We start from the raw sequence: 21,811 nt of genomic DNA, 5'->3' as shown, positions 1-21,811 counted from the left end.
GCTCAGGCCTCCGCCATCAGCTGACGCCGTTGGGTTTCCACGCGTTCGACTTCCTCGGCCGTCACGTAGTACTCGGTATGCCGGTCGTAGCTGCGTACGATCAGTGCTGCCACCGTGGTCAGCAGTGAGGCAATCGCCAGCCACCAGATATGCCAGACCAAGGCGAAGCCCAGCACTGTGCTCAATGCGCCGATCAACACGCCCAGGCTAGTGTTGCACGGCATGTGAATCCTGCGAAAATCCGCCTCGATCAGCGTCTTGACCCCACGCTCCTTCATTCCCCAATAGGCGTCGATGCCGTGCACCACCGGTTGCTCGGCAAAGTTGTAGAACGGCGGCGGTGACGCAGTGGCCCACTCCAGCGTGCGGCCATCCCAGGGATCGCCGGTGTGGTCGCGGTTTTCGTGGCGCTTGCGGATGCTCACAATCAGTTGCATTACCTGGCAGGCCACGCCGCAGAGGATGATAAGCACACCAACCATCTCCAGCAGCAGAAACGGCCGCCACTCAGGCACATTGAAATGGTTCAGGCGCCGGGTCATGCCCATGAAACCGAGAAAGTAAGATGGCATGAAAGCGAAATAGAAACCCGCCAGCCAGCACCAGAACGCGGCACGCCCCAGCGGGTCGTAGAGCTTGAAACCGAACGCCTTGGGGAACCAGTAGGTCAGGCCACACAGGTAGCCGAACACCGCGCCGCCAATAATCACGTTATGGAAATGCGCGATGAGAAACAGGCTGTTGTGCAGCAGGAAGTCTGCGCCCGGCACCGCCAGCAGCACGCCGGTCATGCCGCCAATGCTGAAGGTGACGATGAAGCCCACCGTCCACAGCATGGGTGTCTCGAAGCGCACCCGACCGCGGTACATGGTGAACAGCCAGGTGAAGATCTTCACCCCAGTCGGGACGGCGATGATCATGGTCATAATGCCGAAGAACGCGTTCACGTTCGGCCCGGCGCCCATGGTGAAAAAGTGGTGTACCCAGACGATGAACGACAGCAGGGTGATGACGATGGTGGCCCAGACCAGCGAGTAGTAGCCGAACAGCCGCTTGCGTGAAAAGGTAGAGGCCACCTCAGAAAAGATTCCGAAAGCCGGCAGGATCAGGATGTACACCTCCGGGTGGCCCCAGGCCCAGATGAGGTTGATATACATCATCGGGTTGCCGCCCATCTCGTTGGTGAAGAAATGCATGCCCAGGTAGCGGTCCAGGCTGAGCATGAACAGCGTGGCGGTGAGAATGGGGAATGCGGCCAGAATCAGTATCGAAGTGCACAATACCGTCCAGGTGAACACCGGCATGCGGAACAAGGTCATGCCGGTGGTGCGCATTTTTAGGATGGTGACGAAGAAATTCAGCCCGGTCAGCAACGTCCCAACGCCGGAGATCTGCAAGGACCAGATGTAGTAATCCACGCCTACGCCCGGGCTGTAGCCGATACCGGACAAGGGCGGGTAGGCGACCCACCCAGTGCGGGCGAACTCACCGATCCCCAGCGAGAGATTCACCAAAACCGCACCCGATACGAACAGCCAGAAGCTCACCGCGTTCAGAAACGGGTAAGCCACGTCGCGCGCACCGATTTGCAACGGCACGACGATGTTCATAAGGCCGACCACGAATGGCATGGCCATGAAGAAGATCATGATCACGCCGTGAGCGGTGAAGATCTGGTCGTAGTGTTCCGGTGGCAGATAGCCGGGCGAGCCGTCCGAAGCCATGGCTTGCTGAGTACGCATCATCAGCGCGTCGGCAAAACCCCGCAGCAGCATCACCAGGGCGACCACGATGTACATCACGCCGATGCGCTTGTGGTCGACCGAGGTCAACCACTCCTTCCACAGATACGTCCATTTGCGCTTGTAGGTAATCATCCCGAAGCCGCAAACGCCGATCATGCCGACTACAGCAAGGGTGTACATGATGATGGGTTCGTCCATGGGGATGGCGTCCCAGCTCAACTTTCCGAACATGCGGGTCACTCCTTGCTGCCTTTCGGCGCTTCATCATCAGGGATGCTCAGGCGCCGTTCGACGTCGTTAGACCGGTCAATGCCCTGGTACTTGTCGATCAGGGACTGGAACAGGCCGTCGTCCACCTTGGCGTAGTGCTCCACAGGATGGGCGACGCTCGGTTTGGCCAGCTGTGCATAGCGCGCCTGGTCAAGCCGATTCGGTGACCTGCGCACCGCTGTCACCCAGGCGTCGAAACCGGCTTGGTCTAAAGCCAAGGCCTCGAAATACATATCGGAAAAACCCGGCCCGTTGTAGTTGGCAGCGATGCCGTTGTAGGTACCCTTGTGGTTGGCGATCAGATGCAGCTGTGTCTGCATGCCCGCCATGGCATAGATTTGCCCGCCGAGGGCCGGAATGAAGAATGAAGTAATGGCGCCATCGGAGGTCACCCGAAAATCCACCGGGGTATCCACTGGCATGGCCAACTCATTGACCGAGGCGATGCCGAGTTCGGGATAGACGAATAGCCATTTCCAGTCTGTGGCGATCACCTGAACCTTTATCGCCGGTCGGTCAGCCACGAGTGGTCGGTACGGGTCCAGCGCATGGGTCGAGCGCCAGGTCACCACGCCGAGCACAATGATGATGATAAGCGGCACACCCCAGACCACTGCCTCGATAGCGCGCGAATGGTTCCATTCCGGCGTGTAGCGCGCCTTTTCATTGGAGGCGCGGTAGTGCACCGAGAATACCAGCGCCATGATCATGACCGGGACTACCACTATCAGCATAAGCAGCGTGGCGAGAATGATCAGGTTGCGCTGCTCCAACCCGACCTGACCTTTTGGATTGAACAACACCATGTCGCAACCCGAGAGCTGCAAAGCACCGATGCTGAGCAACATAAGACCGAGCAACCGTGCGCCATACGTGAATCTCGTGGCCATGATCTTGTCCTGTAGCGATTGCCAGTTGTTTTGCTTGTGGCGTTAGAAGGACGGCGACGAAACGAAGGTTGTATGAGATTTGCGGATTGGCGACGAATGGTGGATGTACAAAAAAACCGCTTTGTATAACTCGGCCGCCTGTCCGATGGCGTCGTTTCATTTGGACTGATTACGCGCGCGAGGCTATCTACCGCTGACAACAGCAGAGGACAGGCAGATGAAAAGAAGAGGGGAAACCTATCGTCAATGGTGCGATCCGATCCTGCACCACCAGATCCATGAGGAAACGCTGGACACAGGAGCCTGTCTCGAAGTGCAGGCACGCTTGTCACGAACGGGTGCCACTCAGTTGTTCATCGGAGTTTATCGCGCCGATGGCTCGATGATGAGTGAGCAAGCCTTTTTCCAATGCCCTGGCGAAACCATGAGTCGGGCGATGGTGTGGGGCGTCGGGTATGCCAGGCGAGTCCCGACCGAGGGCAAGGCGTTCGATGTCGAAGTGGTTGGAAGTTGAGGTGCGGGAGGAACCAGGCGGAGCAGCTGTTCCGATCGGATTGCTACCGGCGGGCGGTGATGGTCAATCCTTACTGTCAGGCTGTTCACCAGAAGGGGTTTACATCGCATGGATGTGTTGCTTTACCGGTCGAGGGGCTGTAATGGGTGGATAGTTGTCATCCGCGACCCACCACTACACCGCGTCATCCCATAAGACGACCATGTACAACCAGTGGGCTCAATGGAAAGGAAGCATGTCTCTGCCGCGCGCCTTGGGCATGACCCGACGCGGGTGGCAGCAGACGGTGGAGCATCCTTTCGGAACGCTCAAACTGGGAACCACCCACTTCCTGGTCAAGACCCTGCCGAGGGTAATCGTCGAGATGAACCTTCACGCTATCCTACAACCTCAAATGAATGATGATGATAATCGGAATTGCAGGACTACGTAAGCGATCAGGGCATGAGGCCAGCTGCCGCGGTCCAGATGGCACAACCACCATGCCTATGACCGATCCAGGGTGATCCACGCCTCCATCTGCTAGACCTACAGGCCTGGTCCGCATATCTTCTTCGTGAACTGGGGCTTTTTTACACAGCCTGGGATGATAGCGCACACTTTTGCTCGGAACGGATCACACTGCAATCGAGAAAGTTCGAATCCCTACGCTTCCGCCACTACTTCTCATTAAAGCCATGATTTTTCAGGGCTTTTTTGTGCATGTGTGTTTTTGGTCCCCCATCTGGTCCCCCATTATTAGCTAGGCTTTTACTGGTTTGCTGCGGATTGTGATGGACGTGCTGTTTTCATGGGGCCTAGTGACTCACGTTAGCAAGGGGGCGATTTTTCAAAGGCAGCGTAGGTGTGCTTGGCTCTTGCCGGTAGCTATCAACCCGGCGCCTGAATATTGGGGTCGCTTCGCGACCCATTGCCGATACGCGCTGCTCTCACAGAGGCTGGCGCAGGTCTCGAAGCTGGTGATATTCCTACGGGAACCGGTTTGCCGCGATGAGGCCTCAACTGCTAAACACAAAGCCTTGGATCGATGCCTGTCATCACACCCTCGCTATCGCCATATGATGGATCAACAGAGCAGAATGGGCAGAGCATGAAGCGAACTTTGGAAGGCATGGCCAAAGCCGGCGAGCCGCTGCTGCGCGAAGCCCTTGATGCGATAAGGGCGCATCAGGCCGCGCAAGATAACGGGGCATCTCCAGAAACAATCGAACGGCTTAGAGTGTTGGCTGACTCCGTTTATCACGCGGTGGTGGATTTCCAGGTGCTTGAAGCCGGCAGTCTGTCTGAATCAATTCACTGATATCGAGGCACTGATGCCCAAACAGTCGAAGATTTTGCCGCCCGACCACCCAGCCTACACCGAGGCAATTGAGGCAATGCGCCGGTACCACGAAGCTCAGGATAACGGCGCGCCTGCTATAGAGGTGGAAAGATTACGCCTGATAGCTGAGTCTCTGTTCCAGGCTGTAAGCGACTATCAAATGAGAGCCTTTGGCCACGGAGGCGGAACTACTCACTGATTGGCAGTTGCGCGGAAGATGGTACGTCCTGTGAATGACTACTAACGACCCAAAGCAGCCGGCAAGAACCAGTAGAGTCCAGTCAGAAGCAGACTCAGGCAAGCCTCCTTCTACCACTCATCGGAGGGCCAAAGGCTGTGGGTTCCACCCCCCTCCTAAGGCAAGAAATGCGGCAATTGCAGCACGCGCCGATTCTGTTTGTGCTTGAGCTCTTTCATCCGAAGCACGGAGCAAGGTTTCGTCTGCATTGAGCACATCGATCAGGCTGGCGGCGCCGCTCTGATAGGCAATGAAAGACGACTGCCTGGCGCTGCTCAGGGACGCTTCTCCTGCCGTCAGGGTGGTCGCCTGGGCCTCGCGATTGACCAATGCAGAGAAGGCGTTCTCGACATCCGAACTGGCTCTTAAGACCGACTGACGATAAGCCGCTAGCGCTTCGGCTTCCTGACCCTTGGCCTCATCGATTTGTGCATTGATACGGCCAAAGTCGAACAGCCGCCAGCGCAGGCCCAATACACCCGACGATTGCGCGGCGCCGCCGCTGAACAAGCTTCCACCCTGAGTGGTGGCACTGCCGAGCAGGGCACTGAGCGAGAATTTCGGATAATACTCGCTGATCGCCACACCGATACGAGCATTGGCCGCGACCAGTCGGCGCTCGGCGGCGATCAGGTCGGGGCGGCGGCGCAGCAGGTCCGCTGGCGAGCCGGTGGCCGCCAGTTGCGGCGCACGTGGAATGGCGCTTGCGCCAGACAGCTCGAAGCGGTGCGTGCCGGGGGGGCTGCCGAGCATCACGTCCAATGCATTCATGGCTGCATCCAGCCCGGTCTGTAGCACCGGCATACTGGCCTTGACCTGCGACAGCTGGCCCTCGGTCTGCTGTACCTCATAAGCTGCGGCCAAACCCTGGCCATACAACAGGCGCACGCTCTCCAGCAGTGCCTGCTGGGTATCGACCTGTTGTTGGGCAATCGCCAGCCGTGTCTGCAGGCCACGGAGGGTGGTGTAGATATCGGCGGTTTGCGCCGCGACGGCGAGCCGCGTCGCCACGACGCCGGCTTCGGACGCTTGATAGTCTGCCAGCGCCGCCTCCCTGCCGCGGCGCAGGCCTCCAAAAAGATCCAGTTCCCAGCTCGCGTTGAGGTTGGCATCGTAGCTATTACCGTAACGGTCATAGCCGGGCGTGGCGTCAAGCACTTGCCCCAGTGGCGTTTCGACCGACTGGTACGCACGTGCGGCTTGGCCATTGAGCGTGGCGGAAGGGAGTAGCGCCGCGTTGGCAGCGCTCAGCCCTGCGCGCGTCTGGGTGACACGCGCCTGCGCCTGGGTTATGTCGAGGTTTTGGGCAAGCGCCTTGTTGATTAGGGCACTCAATTGCGGATCGCAAAAGCCTTCCCACCAGACCTGGAAGTTGGTAATGGTTGTTGCGGTTCGGGCCTCCACCCCTGCCTGGCCGATGTATTGCTCGGCCAATGGAGCCTCCGGGCGAAGGTAGTCCGGGCCAACCGCGCACCCTGCTGCCAGGCTGGTGCTTACCACGAGAGCAAGAATACGGAGCGCAGGCATAACGTTTCTCTAGAGTCGATTCAGGTTGTGACCATGTTACGTATTGGTCACTATCTGTCAATCAGCTCTCCACGGAGTTAAGCTTTGGACATGAATGAAGATATGAACACCTCGACCCTACGTGGCCCGCTGGATCATGAGATCCGCGACCAGATCATCAACGCGGCGACGCAGCATTTCGGCCATTACGGTTACGAAAAAACCACCGTCTCGGATCTCGCCAAGGCGATTGGTTTCTCCAAGGCCTATATCTATAAATTCTTCGATTCCAAGCAGGCCATTGGTGGGGTGATATGCAGCAACCGCCTGGCCATGATCATGCAGATCGTAGAAGCCGCCATTGCCGAGGCGCAGACCGCATCCGAGAAACTAAGGCGCCTTTTTCGCTCGATTTCCGAGGCAGGCAGCGATCTGTTCTTCCATGATCGCAAGCTTTACGACATCGCTGCCGTCGCTTCGCGCGATCAGTGGCCATCGGTCAAGACCCATGAACTGCGTATCCGCGAGCTTATCCAGCAGATCGTCCTCGAAGGCCGAAAGTCTGGGGAGTTCGAGCGCAAGACGCCCCTGGACGAGGCCGTCAACGCGATCTTTCTGATGCTACGCCCCTACGTCAACGCGGCTCAATTACAGTACAACCTCGATACAGTACCTGAGGCCACTGTGCTTCTCCCGGCACTGATATTGCGCAGCCTGGCGCCTTAGGTAGCTGATTGTGACCATTGACAAAATTGGTCACTAGAATAAGAATGTGGTTCCTATCTTGCTCTTGAGTAACGGAACCCATGCGCCTCAAGCCCGCCACGTTCGCCTTTTGCTTACTGCCCATCGTCCTGGTGGCGTGCGGCAAGTCGTCAATCAACCAAGACCCTCGCGAAAAACCGCCGCTGATCAGGACGGCGGAAGTCAAACAGTGGTCCGAGACGGACCGTTCATTCACCGGCGTAGTGGGCGCGCGTACCCAGAGTGACCTGGGTTTCCGCGTTTCGGGCAAGATCCTCGAGCGCCTCGTAGACACCGGTGAGATGGTCAAACGCGGCCAGCCGTTGATGCGCCTCGACCCCATCGACCTTCAATTGCAGGCCCGTGCGCAACAGGAGACGGTCACTTCCGCTCGGGCGCTGGCCAAGCAGACGGCTGATGACGAGGCGCGTTATCGCGAGCTTGTAGCCGCCGGTGCGGTATCGGCGTCACGCTACGATCAGATCAAGGCCGCCGCCGATTCCGCCAAGGCTCAGCTCAGCGCTGCGCAGGCTCAGGCTGATGTGGCGCGCAATGCCACGGGCTACGCGGTGTTGCTGGCTGACTCCGATGGGGTGGTGATGGACACTCTGGCCGAGCCCGGCCAAGTGGTCAGTGCGGGCCAACCGGTGGTGCGATTGGCGCGGGCAGGGCAGCGCGAAGCTGTCGTGCACCTTCCTGAAACCCTACGCCCGGCGCCGGGCTCCATGGCTCAAGCCGTTTTGTATGGCAATAGCGGCACTGCCGTGGCAGCCAGGCTGCGCTTGCTCTCCGAGGCAGCCGATACCACCACCCGAACCTTCGAAGCCAGGTACGTACTCGACGGTGCGCTGGCGAACGCACCGCTTGGCTCGACCATTACGCTGAAGATCGCAGAAGGCAAGAACGCCACTCAAGTACTGCAGGTGCCTATCGCCGCGCTCTACGATCCAGGCAATGGCACAGGCGTGTGGGTAATTACTGGCGAGCCGGCCAAAGTCTCGTGGCGGCCTGTTCAGGTGATAGGTATCGGTGATGATGCGGCGCGTGTCGCCGGCAAGCTCAATGCTGGCGAGCAAGTAGTGGCCCTCGGTGCACACCTGCTGCGTGATGGTCAGGAGGTTCGACTTGCCCAAGTGGCTGTCACGGTGGTGGCCGGGAGCCAGCCATGAGCGAGGGGCGTTTCAACCTGTCCGCTCTTGCGGTTCGCGAGCGCTCCATCACGCTGTTTCTGATCCTGCTGATCGCGGTGGCCGGGACACTGGCGTTCTTTCAGTTGGGTCGCGCCGAGGATCCGCCGTTTACCGTCAAGCAGATGACTATCATCACTGCTTGGCCAGGCGCTACCGCCCTGGAAATGCAGGATCAGGTCGCCGAGCCACTGGAAAAGCGCATGCAGGAGCTGAAGTGGTACGACCGCAGCGAAACCTACACCCGTGCGGGCCTGGCATTCACCATGGTGTCGTTGCGCGACAGCACGCCGCCGTCGCAGGTGCAGGAGGAGTTCTACCAGGCGCGCAAGAAGCTGGGAGATGAAGCCAGAACGTTGCCTGCCGGCGTTATCGGGCCAATGATCAATGACGAGTTCTCCGATGTGACCTTCGCGGTGTATGCACTGAAGGCTAAGGGTGAACCGCAGCGCCAGTTGGCGCGTGATGCCGAGTCGCTGCGTCAGCGGCTGTTGCACGTGGCAGGGGTCAAGAAGGTCAATATCATCGGCGAACAGGCCGAGCGCATCTTTGTCTCGTTCTCTCATGACCGGCTGGCAACCCTGGGTGTGACGCCACAGGACATCTTTGCTGCACTCAATAGCCAGAACGCCCTTACGCCTGCCGGCTCGGTGGAAACCAACGGGCCGCAGGTGGTCATGCGCCTGGATGGAGCCTTCGACAGACTGGCAAAAATCCGCGAGACACCAATTGTCGTGCAGGGCCGTACGCTGAAGCTTTCCGACGTGGCAACCGTGGAGCGTGGCTACGAGGACCCAGCCACCTTTCTGGTACGTAACGACGGGGAGCCCGCTTTGCTGCTCGGTGTAATCATGCGCGAGGGCTGGAACGGGCTGGACCTCGGCAAGGCGCTCGAGGCTGAAACCGCGAGCATCAACGACGCCATGCCGTTGGGCATGACATTCAGCAAGGTCACCGATCAGGCCGTCAACATCACCTCGTCCGTTGACGAGTTCATGATCAAGTTCTTCGTCGCCTTGCTGGTAGTCATGCTGGTCTGCTTTATCAGCATGGGCTGGCGCGTTGGCGTCGTGGTTGCCGCTGCCGTGCCGTTGACGCTCGCCATCGTCTTCGTGGTGATGGCCGCCACGGGCAAGAACTTCGACCGAATCACCCTGGGCTCGCTTATCCTCGCATTGGGCCTGTTGGTGGACGACGCCATCATTGCCATCGAAATGATGGTGGTGAAAATGGAAGAGGGCTACGACCGCTTCAAAGCGTCGGCCTATGCCTGGAGCCACACCGCCGCGCCGATGCTCTCCGGCACGCTGGTCACCGCCATCGGCTTCATGCCCAACGGCTTTGCCCAGTCCACTGCGGGTGAATACACCAGCAACATGTTCTGGATTGTCGGCATTGCCCTGATTGCATCATGGGTGGTGGCAGTGGCGTTTACACCTTACCTGGGCGTGAAGTTGCTGCCCGACATCAAGCAGGTCGAGGGTGGCCACGCGGCCATCTACAACACCCGCCACTACAACCGTTTCCGCGCGCTGCTGGCGCGGGTTATTGCCCTTAAATGGCTAGTGGCTGGGGCAGTCATCACCTTGTTCGTGGTTTCGGTACTGGGCATGGGGTTGGTGAAGAAGCAGTTCTTTCCGACGTCCGACCGCCCCGAAGTGCTGGTCGAATTGCAAATGCCGTACGGCACCTCCATCGAGCAGACCAACGCCACAGCGATAGAGGTTGAGTCATGGCTGCGCGAGCAGGAAGAAGCCAAGATCGTGACCTCCTACGTCGGTCAAGGCCCACCCCGCTTTTTCCTGGCCATGGCGCCGGAATTGCCCGACCCGTCGTTTGCCAAGATCGTGGTGCTGACGGACAGCCAGGAGGCCCGTGAGGCCCTCAAGCTGCGCATTCGAGAGGCCGCCTCCGAAGGGCTGGCGCCCGAGGCCAAGGTGCGTGTGACGCAACTGGTCTTCGGCCCGTACTCGCCGTACCCGGTGGCCTATCGGGTGATGGGGCCGGACCCGGTGCAACTGCGCGAAATTGCCACCCGTGTGCAGGGCGTGTTGCAAGCCAGCCCGATGATGAGAACCGTGAACAGCGACTGGGGTCCTCTGGTGCCAACGCTGCATTTCTCGCTGGATCAGGATCGCCTGCAGGCCGTTGGCCTGAGCTCGAACGCCGTTGCCCAACAGCTGCAGTTCCTGCTCAACGGCGTGCCGATCACTACGGTGCGCGAAGACATTCGCTCGGTGCAGGTGATCGGCCGAGCAGCGGGGGATATCCGTCTCGATCCGTCGAAGATCGAGGGTTTCACACTGGTTGGCTCAGCTGGCCAGCGCATTCCGCTGTCGCAGGTCGGTGAGGTCGATGTCCGTATGGAGGACCCGATTCTGCGCCGTCGTGACCGCACGCCGACCATCACCGTGCGAGGTGACATCGCCGAAGAGCTGCAGCCGCCAGACGTCTCGGCAGCGGTGTGGAAAGACCTACAGCCGATCATCGAAACCTTGCCAACTGGCTACCGCATCGAAATGGCAGGTTCTATCGAGGAATCTGGCAAAGCCAGCCAGGCGATTTTGCCGCTGCTGCCGATCATGATCGCCCTGACGCTGCTGATCATCATCCTGCAGGTACGCTCAATCTCGGCGATGGTAATGGTGTTTCTCACCTCGCCCCTGGGTTTGATCGGCGTGGTACCGGTGCTTCTGCTGTTCCATCAACCGTTCGGCATCAACGCCCTGGTCGGGCTGATTGCGCTGTCGGGGATCCTGATGCGCAACACGCTGATCCTGATCGGGCAGATCCATCACAACGAGAACGAGGGCCTGGACCCGTTCAATGCGGTGGTCGAAGCCACCGTACAGCGCGCCCGACCTGTGCTGCTGACCGCACTGGCAGCGATTCTTGCCTTCATTCCACTGACGCACTCGGTGTTCTGGGGAACCCTGGCTTATACCCTCATCGGTGGCACCTTTGTCGGCACCATCATGACCCTGGTGTTTTTGCCGGCGATGTACTCCATCTGGTTCAGGATCCGCCCCAGCGGCCCCGCCGAAGATTCGCACGTTACGGCGAAAGCCTGACGTAGCTCCCGGCCATGCGTTCTCCTGCCGCCAGGGCGAACGCCGACCGACACAAAGAGGTTCCAATGAACAACGTTCAGCAACAGAGGCGCATCGTGGTCACCGGTACCGGCATCGTCGGGCCATTGGGCTGTGGTGTAGAGGAAGTGTGGCGTCGACTGCTGGCCGGGCGCTCGGGCATTCGCACGCTGCCCGCGCCAATCACCGAAGGCACGGGCGTAGCGGTGGGCGGTCAGGTACCCACGTTCGAGGAAGACGCGCTGGCGGGCTATCAACCCGAGCAGATCATCGCGCTGAAAGAACGCAAGAAGATGGACCGCTTCATCGAGTTTGCGCTGATTGCCGCTCATGAAGCGCTGGAGCAGGCAGGCTGGCACCCGAGCAGCGAAGCCGAGCAGGCATGCACCGCAACCGTCATCGCGTCCGGTGTAGGCGGGTTCGGTGCCATGGCCGAGGCCGTGCGCACCACCGACTCACGTGGGCCGCGCAGGCTGTCGCCGTTCTCCGCACCCTCGTTCCTGGCCAACATGGCAGCGGGGCAGGTGTCCATTCGCAACGGTTTCAAAGGTCCGCTTGGCGCGCCGGTCACCGCATGTGCCGCCGGTGTTCAGGCCATTGGCGATGCCGCTCGCCTGATCAGAAACGGTGAGGCCGATATCGCCATCTGCGGCGGTACGGAAGCGGCTATCGACCGCGTGACCCTTGGCTGCTTTGCCGCGGCGCGCGCGTTGTCCACCGGTTTCGCCGAAAACCCGCAGCAGGCCTCGCGCCCGTTTGATCGTGACCGCGACGGTTTTGTGATGGCCGAAGGTGCCGGGCTGCTGGTGATCGAGTCACTGGAGCACGCCCTCGCGCGCGGTGCCACGCCGTTGGCCGAACTGGTGGGCTACGGCACCAGTGCTGATGCCTATCACCTCACCGCCGGGCCCGAGGATGGCAGCGGTGCCCTGCGCGCCATGCAACAGGCGCTGCGACAGGCGGGCCTGAGCCCAGGCGATGTGCAGCACATCAACGCCCACGCCACCTCCACCCAGGTTGGCGACAGCGGCGAGCTGACAGCCATTCAGGCGCTGTTCGGCCCTGAAGCAGGCGTGGCGATCAGCTCGACCAAATCCGCGACCGGCCACTTGCTGGGGGCTGCCGGCGGCATTGAAGCGATCTTCACGGTGCTGGCGCTACGCGACCAGATCGTGCCGCCGACACTGAACCTGAACAACCCGGACGAAGCCGCGGCGGGTCTCGATCTGGTTGCGCTGAGCGCGCGCAAAATGCCGATCACCCATGCGCTGTCCAATGGTTTCGGTTTCGGCGGTGTGAATGCCAGCGTGTTGTTCCGCCGCTGGGAGGCAACGCCATGAACGGGCAGCACCAAGCAGCGAGCGACAGCGTGATACCGGTACAGAGCGGCACGCCGCTGACCGGTAACGTCGTGGCTTTGCTGGCTGCGCTTTCGGCGATCAGCATTCTATCCACCAACATCATCCTTCCCGCATTTCCGGACATCGGCCAGCAGCTTGGCGTATCGTCTCGCGAGCTGGGCCTGACGCTTTCCAGCTTCTTCATCACCTTTGCGCTCGCACAATTGGTGGTTGGGCCGCTGGCGGATCGTTTCGGCCGTAGGCGGCTCGTTCTCGGTGGTCTCTCGCTATTCGTAGCAGGCACGTTGGTCGCCGGCTTTGCCGGCTCACTCGATATGCTGATAGCCGGACGAGTAATCCAAGCGCTGGGCGTTTGCGCAGCCGCTGTGCTGGCTCGCGCCATTGCACGCGACCTGTTCGAAGGCGAAACCCTGGCGCGAGCGCTGTCGCTGACCATGATCGCCACCGCGACAGCCCCCGGTTTCTCACCGTTGCTCGGCAGTCTCCTGACTACCGCGCTGGGTTGGCGAGCGATTTTCGTGATGGTTGGAGTCGCTGCTGTTGTGATCGCGTTTTGCTACGCGCGTGGCCTTGGCGAAACGCTGCCGCCTGAACGCCGAACCACGCAGTCGATACCGCAGGTAGTGGGTGCTTACTGCCGGCTGATCACCGATGGCCGCTTCATCCTCCCGGGTGCTGCAGTGAGCTTGCTTATGAGTGGGCTATTCGCTTCCTTCGCAGCCGCACCAGCGGTCCTGATGAGCGGCATGGGATTGTCGTCCTTGCAGGCAGGGCTGTACTTCGCTGTCACCGTATTCGTGGTATTCGCTGCCGGCATGGCAGCGCCGCGCCTGGCCCGTCGCTTTGGCAGTCGTACGGTCGCGACCCTGGGCCTGGCCACCGCAATGTCAGCCGGCTGCCTTCTGCTGGTCGGTCCGAGCTATCCAGGCCTTGGTTGGTACTCGCTGTCGATGGCGACCTTTCTCTGGGGTATGGGCCTGGCCAACCCGCTGGGCACGGCCATCACCATGGGTCCATTCAGCAAGCAGGCGGGGCTTGCATCGGCATTGCTCGGCTTTATGACGATGGGCGCTGCAGCGATCACTACCTGGCTGGTATCGGTTCTGGAATACCCGCCGGTGTCTAGCTTAGGAGTTATCCAGACTTCGGTTTGCTTAATGGCGCTGATAGTGTTCGTTTCGAGCAACCAGGTCGAAAGACGGACGGACAGACATTAGATACTCGTTATGGAGCTCCGATTGCGTACAGCGAAAGGCAGCGCTGGGCGTAGCAGCCAATCGTGGATGGCTGCTTTCGCCCTCAGCCATGCGTGCGGCTGGTGATAGAGAAGTAACGGGCAACCATTGAGATCTCCGCCCCCGCGACTGTCTGCTTTGGGTCGATAGCAGCCGGTCACGACGGACCGCTACCGACCCATATGGTTTTTGCATGGGGTGCAAGGGGTCGAGTGTTCGAATCACGCCATCCCGACCAAAAAACTCCAGAAAATCCAGTCACTTAGCGGTGACTGGATTTTTTTATGGGCGGTGATAAATCTAGGCCCTGCAGAAATACCCATACTTATACCCCTACTCGGAGAAAGCGCTAAATCCGTGGTAAGCCACAATGCTCATGGATTCCAATCAACAGCCACGTGCGGCCGGTGCGTGGCAGCCTGGGATCAACCTACAGCAGTGCTCTGTCCACGAGCACCTCTTCATGGCGACATCTCAACGCCAGTCCACTATGAGATGCCTTGATGCTTTAATTTAAAAGGACTAATACTTAAGGACTGCTCCGAAGAGGGATGGTCATGCAGACACGCTTTGTTGTAATCCCCGCCATGCCAGAGAAAGAGCAATTTCCTCGTCGTATAGGCGTCCCAGCCGTCCTTGGTATTGGGTACGATCTCTACGATATCCATGGTAAAACACGGCTGGTTTTAAACTACCCAACCCGGGCGGAGGCGGAGTACGCCTGTGCAAGTCGGAATAACCAGGAAGGTGCTGAAGGGAATCGTCTGGTAGGGCATGGGTGAGGTCCCGTGCTTTCACATTCTGTGCGGCAAAAGAAAGCCCGCTGCTAGGCGGGCAAGGTCTTGGGTTAAATGGCGCTGTCGCGCTGAAGGGGCTCAGTGGGTGCGTGAGCCTTGTCCCTCATCGACTCATCGGAAGCACCAGGGGCAGAGGTTAGGCTTCAGAGATTTAAAGTGTGCATGCCTTTGGCGTAATGAGGGCCTACGCAACACTCAGACTTGTCTAGTACTGGGTCAACCATTGAAGTGGTCATGATGACTTGGTACGACTCGGCGCTGTACTCGGACAGCGCTCCGACGAGCACTCTCTGGAAGTTCTGGCTGCGATCGGGCCCCATTCCTTTATCTTCGGTGTTATCAAGTAGATACAGGCGCGGATAGCGCATGGTGGCGTCTTCCAACGACTCCAAAAGGATCGCGAGATGAAAACTGTTCTTCAGGACGGTTTCGGAACTGGCAGAGAATTTCGACCGCCCATCGACGAGCATGAAGTCTTTAGCGAAATCGAACATAACGGCTTTGGCATTGTTGAAAGCAGGTTCGAATCCGCCATCCATCTTCAGAAGCTCAACAGTTTTTTCAGAGATCTTGCTTTCGATTAGCTCCCGACGATCACTGGTCTTCGCTTTGTTTTCTTTGATTTTTTCGTTCAAGTCCAACATTGAGCTGTTTAGGCTTTCTTTCCTTTTGATCAGCCCCTCGATTGCAGTAACCAACTGTGCCTTGGTTTCTAAGTTTTTTATGCGTTCCTCAATCGTTCCTATGTTGGCAGAAACTTCATTCAGCTGAAGGACTCGGTCAGAGCTCATTCGCAATGCCGCAATATGATTGGCCTTGGCTGTTTGAAGCGTGCGTTGATTGGATGTGAGATAGCGGGCATGCTCGCTGAGCTTGGTGCGCAGCTCGACTAATACCTTTGTGCTCTCCTTCTTTTGAAACATCAGCTCGTTCAACGCCGCCAGGTAAGAGGCCTCTCGGGATTTATCATCTAGCTCGGTTTTACACAGATGACACTTTTCTCGCCCCGCGTCCGACAATGCGGACAGGCAGCTTGGGCAGAACTTGAACCTGACTTCGCCGAAGAAGTCGTAGGCGGTACGCGACTCCTTTAGTGCCTTGATGCGGGACTCGATCGCTGCAATGAAAAGTTCTGATTCAAGAATTTCATTAACCATTTCTGCTTGTTTGGCAGTCCTGATGTCGATTTCCTTCGTAAGGTAGGCGATCTCTTGGCTAGCTTGGGCGGCTTTGGCCTTGAGTTCGTCGGTCGAATTCGCGTCTTCGGGCTGTGCCAAAAGTGCTTCACGGCGCCCAAGCAACGTTTTGAGTTCGTGGGTAGCGTTGTCGATTGCCGTCTGCAGTGAAGCCTCGCGCAGCACTCCTTCAGAAGGGGATACGTACCGGTAAATGGAGTCCAGCTGACCGTCAATCTTGGCGAATTCAGATTCGGCTTTTGAAAGCTGCTGCTTCAGCGCGTAGATGCCGAGGTCGTCCAGGCCGAGCAGAAAGTCTCCGATAGCCTGTCGCATGCTGGGCTTGTCGAACTGAGAGTGCTCAGCGCGCAGTATCTTGTTCACCGCGGTACCCTGGTCAACGTAGATCAGACGCAGAATCTGGTGGATGGTCAGGTTTGCAAAGTCGTCGGTCTGGCTGTGGGGCCAGTTCAATAATTCGAAGATTTGCTGGGAAAAGCTGAGCTTCTCATCGGTTCGATTGAGACCGTAACTCTGCCATACAGCGGCTGAGTTCAGGGCTAGCAGCTGATCATAGCTCCCGTCGAAAAAGTTCATGGGAGGCTTTCTGCCAGGCTGTATTTGGCGGTGAATCGTCAGGACGTGCCCGTCGAGCTCGATTTCTGCGAAGACGGCATCGCATAATCTTGCTTCCTGGTTCCATCGGTCTTCAGCGATATCGCCGCCCAAACAGCTGAACAAAAAGTCCATGATAGTGGACTTACCTACGCTGTTAGCTCCACGGATGATGTTAACGCCTCTGTGGAACGTCTCGTCATAAACGGCCTTTCCACCTTTGCCGATAATGAATCTGTTGATGAAGAATGTCGATGGCTTAGAGGTCATATATGTACTCCATCAATCCGGAGCGCGATTTGAGACCGTTCGATCCGTTGAACTGTAAAATTGGAAGTCCTTTGGCGATCACGCCAAAGGTATCGCTTCTGAGGAAGTCATCTGCCGCTAGGAGGTCGATGTATGCAGAAGGTAGGGATTCTGGCTCTAGCTCCATGATGCCTTTATCAAATGCCGATTTGGAAATGACACCCTTCGCGATGAGCTCGAGTGTTGCAGATTTTTGGAACGTTTCGAGTTCAAAGAACGTACGTGCAGGGTTAGTCATCTCCTCGAACTGCTCTGGAATCTTCGTTACCAGCGCTTTTAGCTTGGAAATTTCGCGTGGCCAAGGCTGAATTTTCTTGAGTTGGCTCGGGAATAGGTAATAAAAATCGAGCATTCTAAGGAGCGGCCAACTGATCGGAGTTTCGCGAGTTGCGTGCAAAATTGACACAATTCTGTAGAGGCAATGGTTGACGTCGAAGGCAGGATGATACATCAGCATTATGATTTCTCCCAGATCAGGTGGCATTTACCCGTCAGGAAATACAACATGCCGGATATCATGTACTGGTCAATGGTGAAGTCTTCGGCCATGACCTCGTGATAAATCGTGTCAACTATGCCTTTTAAAATAACACTGTCGATAACTTCGTTGGGGATACCCTGTTTCATTAATGGCCGAATCTGCTCTTCGAAAGCAAAACTTATCTTTTGAAGGATGTAGAGGAAAATGCCTTGGCGCCTTCGATTCAATTGTGATTTGAATAGGCGCTTTGCAAAAGCATCCTTCCGCTCAATTGCTATCTCAAGGAGGTCATTCCTTCCGCCGTTAAGGAGTTTCTGCTCAAGGCCAATAACGGGTATTTGAGTTTTCTGGTTGGTAAAAAAGTCTAGGCGTCCGATGAAATATTGGAAATCTTCATCACTCTCACTTAGCTCCTGAATTTGCGCTAAGAGTCGTGAGAGAGCAGCGGGATCAGGCGGGGGAGTGTTGATAATGTAATTGGTATCATCACCCACCCGGACATTGCCATCTACTCGGGCACCCCACAAGTTAGCCTTATTCATTTCTTTTCGTAAGTGGTATTGTTACCGGCTTGGACATTTCCATGCACGGTGGTGCGTTTGAGGGTGACGGTATTGCTCCCGGCTTTTGGCTTGAGGCCGGCATTCACCAGCGCCAGGCAAAGACCGAAAACGACCACCACGATTAATGCCAGCAGAGCGAAGAGCTCAGTATGCGTAAGGTTTTTCAGATAGGGTGATGCAATGATCTGCGGGTAGACGGTATAACCCACCAAGCCTGCCACAGCACTGATGCCGCAATACTTGACGGCACCTGCCCAGAATCCTTCCATGATCAATCCAGTATTGGAGTCAAAACGCTATCATTGCTCATTGGGCTGCAGTCGTAAAGGTGAAGCTAGTCGTAAATTGGAGCTTTTTTATTGACGTCAGACCTTCTGTTCTCGAGCTGGGCATGTGTGTCGCTGAGAGCTGGCTTAGGTTGTATTCTGGGCGCGTGAGGGTGCTCCCACACCTGGTACATGTTGTTGGCATTCGCGTTAGCGATGGGGCTTTATCCATCGGTCTATTACGACTTCCGTGCCTTGCTCAGCGAATTTTTCAACGATGATCGCGCGCAGCTCTTCGTGGTTAGCGGAGCGATGGGCGTTCGGTTTGATGCGTGCGTCATACTACCGCTCTGGCTTCTTGAGCACTTTTCGCAGAGCAATGCCTATTTGCGCTCATTCTGCTGACCCAGCATCACGACCTCACCTTCGCTGGCAGGGAATTGGCCCACAGGGGTAGATGATCGAGTGCGAAGCGCCGGCGCGTGGAGGAGGGGCGCCGTCATATGTGTAGCAGTGTGGCTAGCCTATCTACTCAACTAGCTCTCCAACATGCTGAAGTCGACACGGCTACCTTTGCCGGTCTTGTTACGCAGATGGAGGCCTGAGAGGACGCCGGTGCAGGCATACATGCCGGCAGCTATACGCTTTCCTACCCACAGGTTAGGCTTCAGCAGCGCAGTACGCTCCATGTATTCGTGCGAGAGAAGGTCAGCGGTCTTGGAAAATCTCTCAATTGGCGTATCCAAGCAACTAGCTCGATCTGGCGGATGGTGGAGGCAGGTGTTGGTATCGGGATCATTCCGGAGTCAGCAACTGTGCGGCACCAACAGACGATGAAGCCTTTAGTGAAGAGGATCGATTAAGGGAGCGAAGCATCCTGGTTCGAGAGCTAAACGCTCTGCCTGGCTGTGTCCGAGTGCTGATCGACCTGCTAAAACCCGCTATTCCTATCTCTTAAGCGGCCGGAGACCTTGCAGCAGCTTGCCCCAGCCTTGTGCGGCCGTCATTGGTGTGCACGGGGCATCGCCTCATGAGGGGTGGTCAGGTTCTTCCCCGGATCGCCTTAGGGCTCATCGATGACGTAGATAAGTTTACGTCCATCAGTTGCTTCTACTTTTACGCGATCCAGCCAGCGAGCCGGGTAAGCGTTGTCTATTTCGCCGTCCAGAACCATTACGGCCTTGGTGAGGAATAGATCTGGTTTGACCTGCTAGTTTACAGAAGCAGGTGCGGAGTTTGAAATACTTTTTGTCTCCATCAGAGCCACCAAAACTATAAGCAGCACCAGTTATGACTGCCACATCTCACACGGTTCAAAAATAAGCGAATAGGTAGTTGAGGGGTTCAAAGCATCAAAGTCAAAAACGGATTGTTGCTGGGGAGCTCATCTGAAATTGACCTGGCGTCGCGTAGCAAGTAGCCGTTCAATGAACTGGCTTTGCGGGGTCCTCTTACTTTGCAGCTCCAAATATTCTGGCCATTGGACTTTTTCACATGGACATCCAGCTTCTCAAAATGACGTTGAATGCGCCGCCAAGGTTCTTGATGATCGTTTCCCTCAGGCTGCCCTAGATGCTCGGCTGTATAGCGTTGGAATATGCCGGGCGTGACCAGGAAGAAAGTGCCGTCCACGGTGTGGACCTTTGCCTTGCTGTCGTTGACCACTAAGTGGTGACTGCGAATGCCTTCGCGCAGCCACTCGATAAACGCTAACCCCGCGTCATCCTGGCCCGACGAAGTGGTAGGCCGGAGGCTTTCCGAAGTTGGTCCAGCCTGGAGGTCCGTCGGCTCCTGCAGCATGTCCATCAGATCGTCGAGATAGTCAAACTCCTGACTTAGCGGCATAACGGGCTGTTTTGCTGCCGCTGCAATCTGTGGCCCAGCCAAAGCCGACTCCTTGGCTTCATCAGTCGGCAGGGATGGGTCCATGGTCGGCTTGAGAGTGCCACCGAAAAATTCAGGTCGGAGCTCATCGGCCCAAATCAGGCTCGGCTGTAGGCGGAGGAAGGTGAAGCGATGCTGCCAATCACCGTCCGTGACAGTGGCGTTCCACACTGCTTTACCTTCCGGTGTCGCTTCCACCAATCCATGGGACTGCAGCTCATCGAACAAGGCGATGTTGGAGGAGGGAATACCGTCCACGGCCTGAACCAGCAGATGTGCGCGCAGCTTATCGGCTGCGGTCTTGCTGACCAACCATAGATGGTCAGCGGTGAGCCAGCCGGCTGCGCCGGGCTGGTTGAGTTTGAACTCATTCTTGACCAAATGGCGCAGCCCCGTCAGCAAGTGGTGCTGCAGGGAGTGCTTGGGCGCCTGCAAGGCCTTCGCGGGATTGCCACCGATGTTTTGCGCGGTGGACACCCGGTCCGCCTGCAGCACCAATTCCCCGAGGGTCCCAGCGTGCTCGTAGTGGTCGGCGAGCAGGAACAGCAATTGGCTCCACAATTCGGGGTAATCGCTGAGCCAGTCGAGCAGCGCGGGCGATAGGATCTGGGTATAGAGCAGCCCTGCCGCGGCGCCGTGCAGCTTGTAATCGCGGGCTAGGTTGTAACGAAAACGGTAGGGATGGTTCAGCGGGCCGTGCCAGGGATGCCAAGGCTCGCCGTTCAAGTACTCCACCTGCAGGTCGACGGCGATTTTGCCGATGTCATGGAGCAAGGCACCGTAGGCAATCGCGGCGCTCCAGGCATCGGCTTGTGCAGCTTGGTCTTCCGGTGCTGCGCCACTGGGGAGGAGGTAGGACTGGCGCAGCTTCAAGCTGCAGGCCACCAGCTCCAATCCGTGATCGAGCATGCCCCCGGGATAGGCGTGATGATGGCTTTCGCTCGCCGGGAATTGCTGTACGTAGCCGGCGTAACGGCGGATGGGCTCGAGGTAGAGCCGATCAAACTGCGCTTCGGAGAGGGCCGTATACTGCCAGATACGTTCGAGCAGCCTTTTCCGGTGATCTACGTCGAGCAGAGATTCGGCCGACTGGGGGAGCAGGAAGCCCTCGGCGATGGGAGTGGGAGTGAGCTCTGCCGGCTCGCCTTTTCGAATTTTCAACCACCAGCTTTTCATCGCATGACCTGCTGTTCGTTCGGGAGGTCCTTTTGCCTTTTCGGATAAGCCTCTTACCCTTGCGCCCCCTTCCATTACCGCCGTTACCCTTTACCGCCTTGGCCTTTTTCGCGTGTGTGATAATTCGAAGCCAGGTCCATCGGGATCGGCGGCCTCTCGGAATAGCGGTCCCTTTGTTCAGGGCGTAGACTGCCCGGCATCATTGCTAGAGCAGGGGTGCGGATGACGTTGAGTGATGCGGTATTGATCGTGTTATTGGCCGATCGGATTCATGGCACGGATACGGCCATCCGGTCAGCGGCCAAACGCTGTGCGAAAAAGCTGCCCCGCAGCCAGCGCGATATCGTGTTTAAGATCGGGAACAGCTCAAACCCGAGGCAACTTGTGGCGCACCTGTGTCAGCACCTGAATAACCAGGCGAGGTCGTTTTAATCGACGCCTCGCA

General features: G+C 57.7%; 19 protein-coding genes. 10 read left to right on the top strand and 9 right to left on the bottom strand.

The window, feature by feature from the left end; genetic code table 11:
• Positions 1 to 2 precede the first annotated feature (2 nt).
• Complete coding sequence (cyoB, locus tag ACI2KK_RS10875) at positions 3 to 1,976, bottom strand: cytochrome o ubiquinol oxidase subunit I (protein ID WP_054888276.1); 1,974 nt, start codon at positions 1,974 to 1,976, stop codon at positions 3 to 5.
• A 5-nt stretch (positions 1,977 to 1,981) separates the two neighbouring features.
• Complete coding sequence (gene cyoA, locus ACI2KK_RS10870) at positions 1,982 to 2,905, bottom strand: ubiquinol oxidase subunit II (RefSeq protein ID WP_054888277.1); 924 nt, start codon at positions 2,903 to 2,905, stop codon at positions 1,982 to 1,984.
• Between the two features lie 217 nt (positions 2,906 to 3,122).
• On the opposite strand from cyoA, the gene ACI2KK_RS10865 reads away from it, so the two are divergent.
• From ACI2KK_RS10865 to ACI2KK_RS10855, 3 genes are all read left to right on the top strand, one after another.
• The gene (locus ACI2KK_RS10865) at positions 3,123 to 3,419 is read left to right on the top strand and encodes a hypothetical protein (protein WP_404668945.1); all 297 of its coding nucleotides are present in this window, start codon (positions 3,123 to 3,125) and stop codon (positions 3,417 to 3,419) included.
• Positions 3,420 to 4,509: 1,090 nt separating this feature from the next.
• On the top strand, positions 4,510 to 4,719 hold the full coding sequence (locus tag ACI2KK_RS10860) for a hypothetical protein (protein WP_016488107.1): 210 nt from the start codon (positions 4,510 to 4,512) through the stop codon (positions 4,717 to 4,719).
• A gap of 13 nt (positions 4,720 to 4,732) precedes the next feature.
• Positions 4,733 to 4,939: a hypothetical protein gene (locus ACI2KK_RS10855; protein WP_404668944.1), complete on the top strand. Its 207-nt coding sequence runs from the start codon at positions 4,733 to 4,735 to the stop codon at positions 4,937 to 4,939.
• A gap of 117 nt (positions 4,940 to 5,056) precedes the next feature.
• On the opposite strand, the gene ACI2KK_RS10850 is transcribed toward ACI2KK_RS10855, so the two are convergent.
• Positions 5,057 to 6,505, bottom strand: a complete 1,449-nt coding sequence (locus ACI2KK_RS10850; protein ID WP_404668943.1) for an efflux transporter outer membrane subunit — start codon at positions 6,503 to 6,505, stop codon at positions 5,057 to 5,059.
• Positions 6,506 to 6,595: 90 nt separating this feature from the next.
• Here ACI2KK_RS10850 and ACI2KK_RS10845 point away from each other — a divergent pair, with 90 nt between their 5' ends.
• The 6 genes from ACI2KK_RS10845 (at position 6,596) to ACI2KK_RS10820 (ending at position 14,882) form a co-directional block, all read left to right on the top strand.
• Positions 6,596 to 7,210 (top strand): TetR/AcrR family transcriptional regulator, encoded by a 615-nt coding sequence (locus ACI2KK_RS10845; protein WP_404668942.1) that lies wholly within the window; start codon positions 6,596 to 6,598, stop codon positions 7,208 to 7,210.
• A gap of 80 nt (positions 7,211 to 7,290) precedes the next feature.
• Positions 7,291 to 8,397, top strand: a complete 1,107-nt coding sequence (locus ACI2KK_RS10840) for an efflux RND transporter periplasmic adaptor subunit (RefSeq protein ID WP_404668941.1) — start codon at positions 7,291 to 7,293, stop codon at positions 8,395 to 8,397.
• A complete protein-coding gene (locus ACI2KK_RS10835; protein ID WP_404668940.1) occupies positions 8,394 to 11,486 on the top strand; it encodes an efflux RND transporter permease subunit in 3,093 nt (1,030 codons plus the stop codon). Before ACI2KK_RS10840 ends, ACI2KK_RS10835 begins: the two co-directional genes overlap by 4 nt.
• A gap of 65 nt (positions 11,487 to 11,551) precedes the next feature.
• On the top strand, positions 11,552 to 12,844 hold the full coding sequence (fabF, locus tag ACI2KK_RS10830) for a beta-ketoacyl-ACP synthase II (RefSeq protein ID WP_404668939.1): 1,293 nt from the start codon (positions 11,552 to 11,554) through the stop codon (positions 12,842 to 12,844).
• Positions 12,841 to 14,082, top strand: coding sequence for a multidrug effflux MFS transporter (locus tag ACI2KK_RS10825; RefSeq protein ID WP_404668938.1), 1,242 nt, complete (start codon positions 12,841 to 12,843; stop codon positions 14,080 to 14,082). The genes fabF and ACI2KK_RS10825 overlap by 4 nt, the downstream gene beginning before the upstream one ends.
• A 569-nt stretch (positions 14,083 to 14,651) precedes the next feature.
• Positions 14,652 to 14,882, top strand: coding sequence for a hypothetical protein (locus ACI2KK_RS10820; protein ID WP_404668937.1), 231 nt, complete (start codon positions 14,652 to 14,654; stop codon positions 14,880 to 14,882).
• Positions 14,883 to 15,040: 158 nt separating this feature from the next.
• Here ACI2KK_RS10820 and ACI2KK_RS10815 read toward each other — a convergent pair whose 3' ends face one another.
• The 6 genes from ACI2KK_RS10815 to mobH all read right to left on the bottom strand — a co-directional run bounded on the left by ACI2KK_RS10815 (position 15,041) and on the right by mobH (position 21,366).
• Positions 15,041 to 16,957, bottom strand: coding sequence for a hypothetical protein (locus ACI2KK_RS10815; RefSeq protein WP_404668936.1), 1,917 nt, complete (start codon positions 16,955 to 16,957; stop codon positions 15,041 to 15,043).
• Complete coding sequence (locus tag ACI2KK_RS10810) at positions 16,947 to 17,453, bottom strand: ABC-three component system middle component 5 (RefSeq protein WP_404668935.1); 507 nt, start codon at positions 17,451 to 17,453, stop codon at positions 16,947 to 16,949. The genes ACI2KK_RS10815 and ACI2KK_RS10810 overlap by 11 nt, the downstream gene beginning before the upstream one ends.
• Positions 17,453 to 18,019, bottom strand: coding sequence for an ABC-three component system protein (locus ACI2KK_RS10805; protein WP_404668934.1), 567 nt, complete (start codon positions 18,017 to 18,019; stop codon positions 17,453 to 17,455). Before ACI2KK_RS10805 ends, ACI2KK_RS10810 begins: the two co-directional genes overlap by 1 nt.
• A complete protein-coding gene (locus ACI2KK_RS10800; RefSeq protein WP_404668933.1) occupies positions 18,016 to 18,309 on the bottom strand; it encodes a hypothetical protein in 294 nt (97 codons plus the stop codon). Before ACI2KK_RS10800 ends, ACI2KK_RS10805 begins: the two co-directional genes overlap by 4 nt.
• Before the next feature lie 533 nt (positions 18,310 to 18,842).
• On the bottom strand, positions 18,843 to 18,935 hold the full coding sequence (locus ACI2KK_RS10795; protein WP_404668975.1) for a hypothetical protein: 93 nt from the start codon (positions 18,933 to 18,935) through the stop codon (positions 18,843 to 18,845).
• 715 nt (positions 18,936 to 19,650) lie between these two features.
• Complete coding sequence (gene mobH, locus ACI2KK_RS10790) at positions 19,651 to 21,366, bottom strand: MobH family relaxase (protein WP_404668932.1); 1,716 nt, start codon at positions 21,364 to 21,366, stop codon at positions 19,651 to 19,653.
• Between the two features lie 222 nt (positions 21,367 to 21,588).
• Here mobH and ACI2KK_RS10785 point away from each other — a divergent pair, with 222 nt between their 5' ends.
• Complete coding sequence (locus tag ACI2KK_RS10785) at positions 21,589 to 21,798, top strand: hypothetical protein (protein WP_404668931.1); 210 nt, start codon at positions 21,589 to 21,591, stop codon at positions 21,796 to 21,798.
• The last annotated feature ends 13 nt before the right edge of the window (positions 21,799 to 21,811 follow it).

Origin of the sequence: Pseudomonas sp. NPDC089406 (assembly GCF_044900265.1) — a bacterium.
GTDB lineage: Bacteria > Pseudomonadota > Gammaproteobacteria > Pseudomonadales > Pseudomonadaceae > Aquipseudomonas > Aquipseudomonas fakonensis.
This window is presented reverse-complemented; position numbering and strand designations above follow the sequence as displayed.

Coding starts and splice junctions, on each gene's coding strand:
- cyoB (WP_054888276.1), bottom strand. CDS start 1,976: ATGTTCGGAAAGTTGAGCTGGGACGCCATCCCCATGGACGAACCCATC.
- cyoA (WP_054888277.1), bottom strand. CDS start 2,905: ATGGCCACGAGATTCACGTATGGCGCACGGTTGCTCGGTCTTATGTTG.
- ACI2KK_RS10865 (WP_404668945.1), top strand. CDS start 3,123: ATGAAAAGAAGAGGGGAAACCTATCGTCAATGGTGCGATCCGATCCTG.
- ACI2KK_RS10860 (WP_016488107.1), top strand. CDS start 4,510: ATGAAGCGAACTTTGGAAGGCATGGCCAAAGCCGGCGAGCCGCTGCTG.
- ACI2KK_RS10855 (WP_404668944.1), top strand. CDS start 4,733: ATGCCCAAACAGTCGAAGATTTTGCCGCCCGACCACCCAGCCTACACC.
- ACI2KK_RS10850 (WP_404668943.1), bottom strand. CDS start 6,505: ATGCCTGCGCTCCGTATTCTTGCTCTCGTGGTAAGCACCAGCCTGGCA.
- ACI2KK_RS10845 (WP_404668942.1), top strand. CDS start 6,596: ATGAATGAAGATATGAACACCTCGACCCTACGTGGCCCGCTGGATCAT.
- ACI2KK_RS10840 (WP_404668941.1), top strand. CDS start 7,291: ATGCGCCTCAAGCCCGCCACGTTCGCCTTTTGCTTACTGCCCATCGTC.
- ACI2KK_RS10835 (WP_404668940.1), top strand. CDS start 8,394: ATGAGCGAGGGGCGTTTCAACCTGTCCGCTCTTGCGGTTCGCGAGCGC.
- fabF (WP_404668939.1), top strand. CDS start 11,552: ATGAACAACGTTCAGCAACAGAGGCGCATCGTGGTCACCGGTACCGGC.
- ACI2KK_RS10825 (WP_404668938.1), top strand. CDS start 12,841: ATGAACGGGCAGCACCAAGCAGCGAGCGACAGCGTGATACCGGTACAG.
- ACI2KK_RS10820 (WP_404668937.1), top strand. CDS start 14,652: ATGGTCATGCAGACACGCTTTGTTGTAATCCCCGCCATGCCAGAGAAA.
- ACI2KK_RS10815 (WP_404668936.1), bottom strand. CDS start 16,957: ATGACCTCTAAGCCATCGACATTCTTCATCAACAGATTCATTATCGGC.
- ACI2KK_RS10810 (WP_404668935.1), bottom strand. CDS start 17,453: ATGCTGATGTATCATCCTGCCTTCGACGTCAACCATTGCCTCTACAGA.
- ACI2KK_RS10805 (WP_404668934.1), bottom strand. CDS start 18,019: ATGAATAAGGCTAACTTGTGGGGTGCCCGAGTAGATGGCAATGTCCGG.
- ACI2KK_RS10800 (WP_404668933.1), bottom strand. CDS start 18,309: ATGGAAGGATTCTGGGCAGGTGCCGTCAAGTATTGCGGCATCAGTGCT.
- ACI2KK_RS10795 (WP_404668975.1), bottom strand. CDS start 18,935: ATGTATGCCTGCACCGGCGTCCTCTCAGGCCTCCATCTGCGTAACAAG.
- mobH (WP_404668932.1), bottom strand. CDS start 21,366: ATGAAAAGCTGGTGGTTGAAAATTCGAAAAGGCGAGCCGGCAGAGCTC.
- ACI2KK_RS10785 (WP_404668931.1), top strand. CDS start 21,589: ATGACGTTGAGTGATGCGGTATTGATCGTGTTATTGGCCGATCGGATT.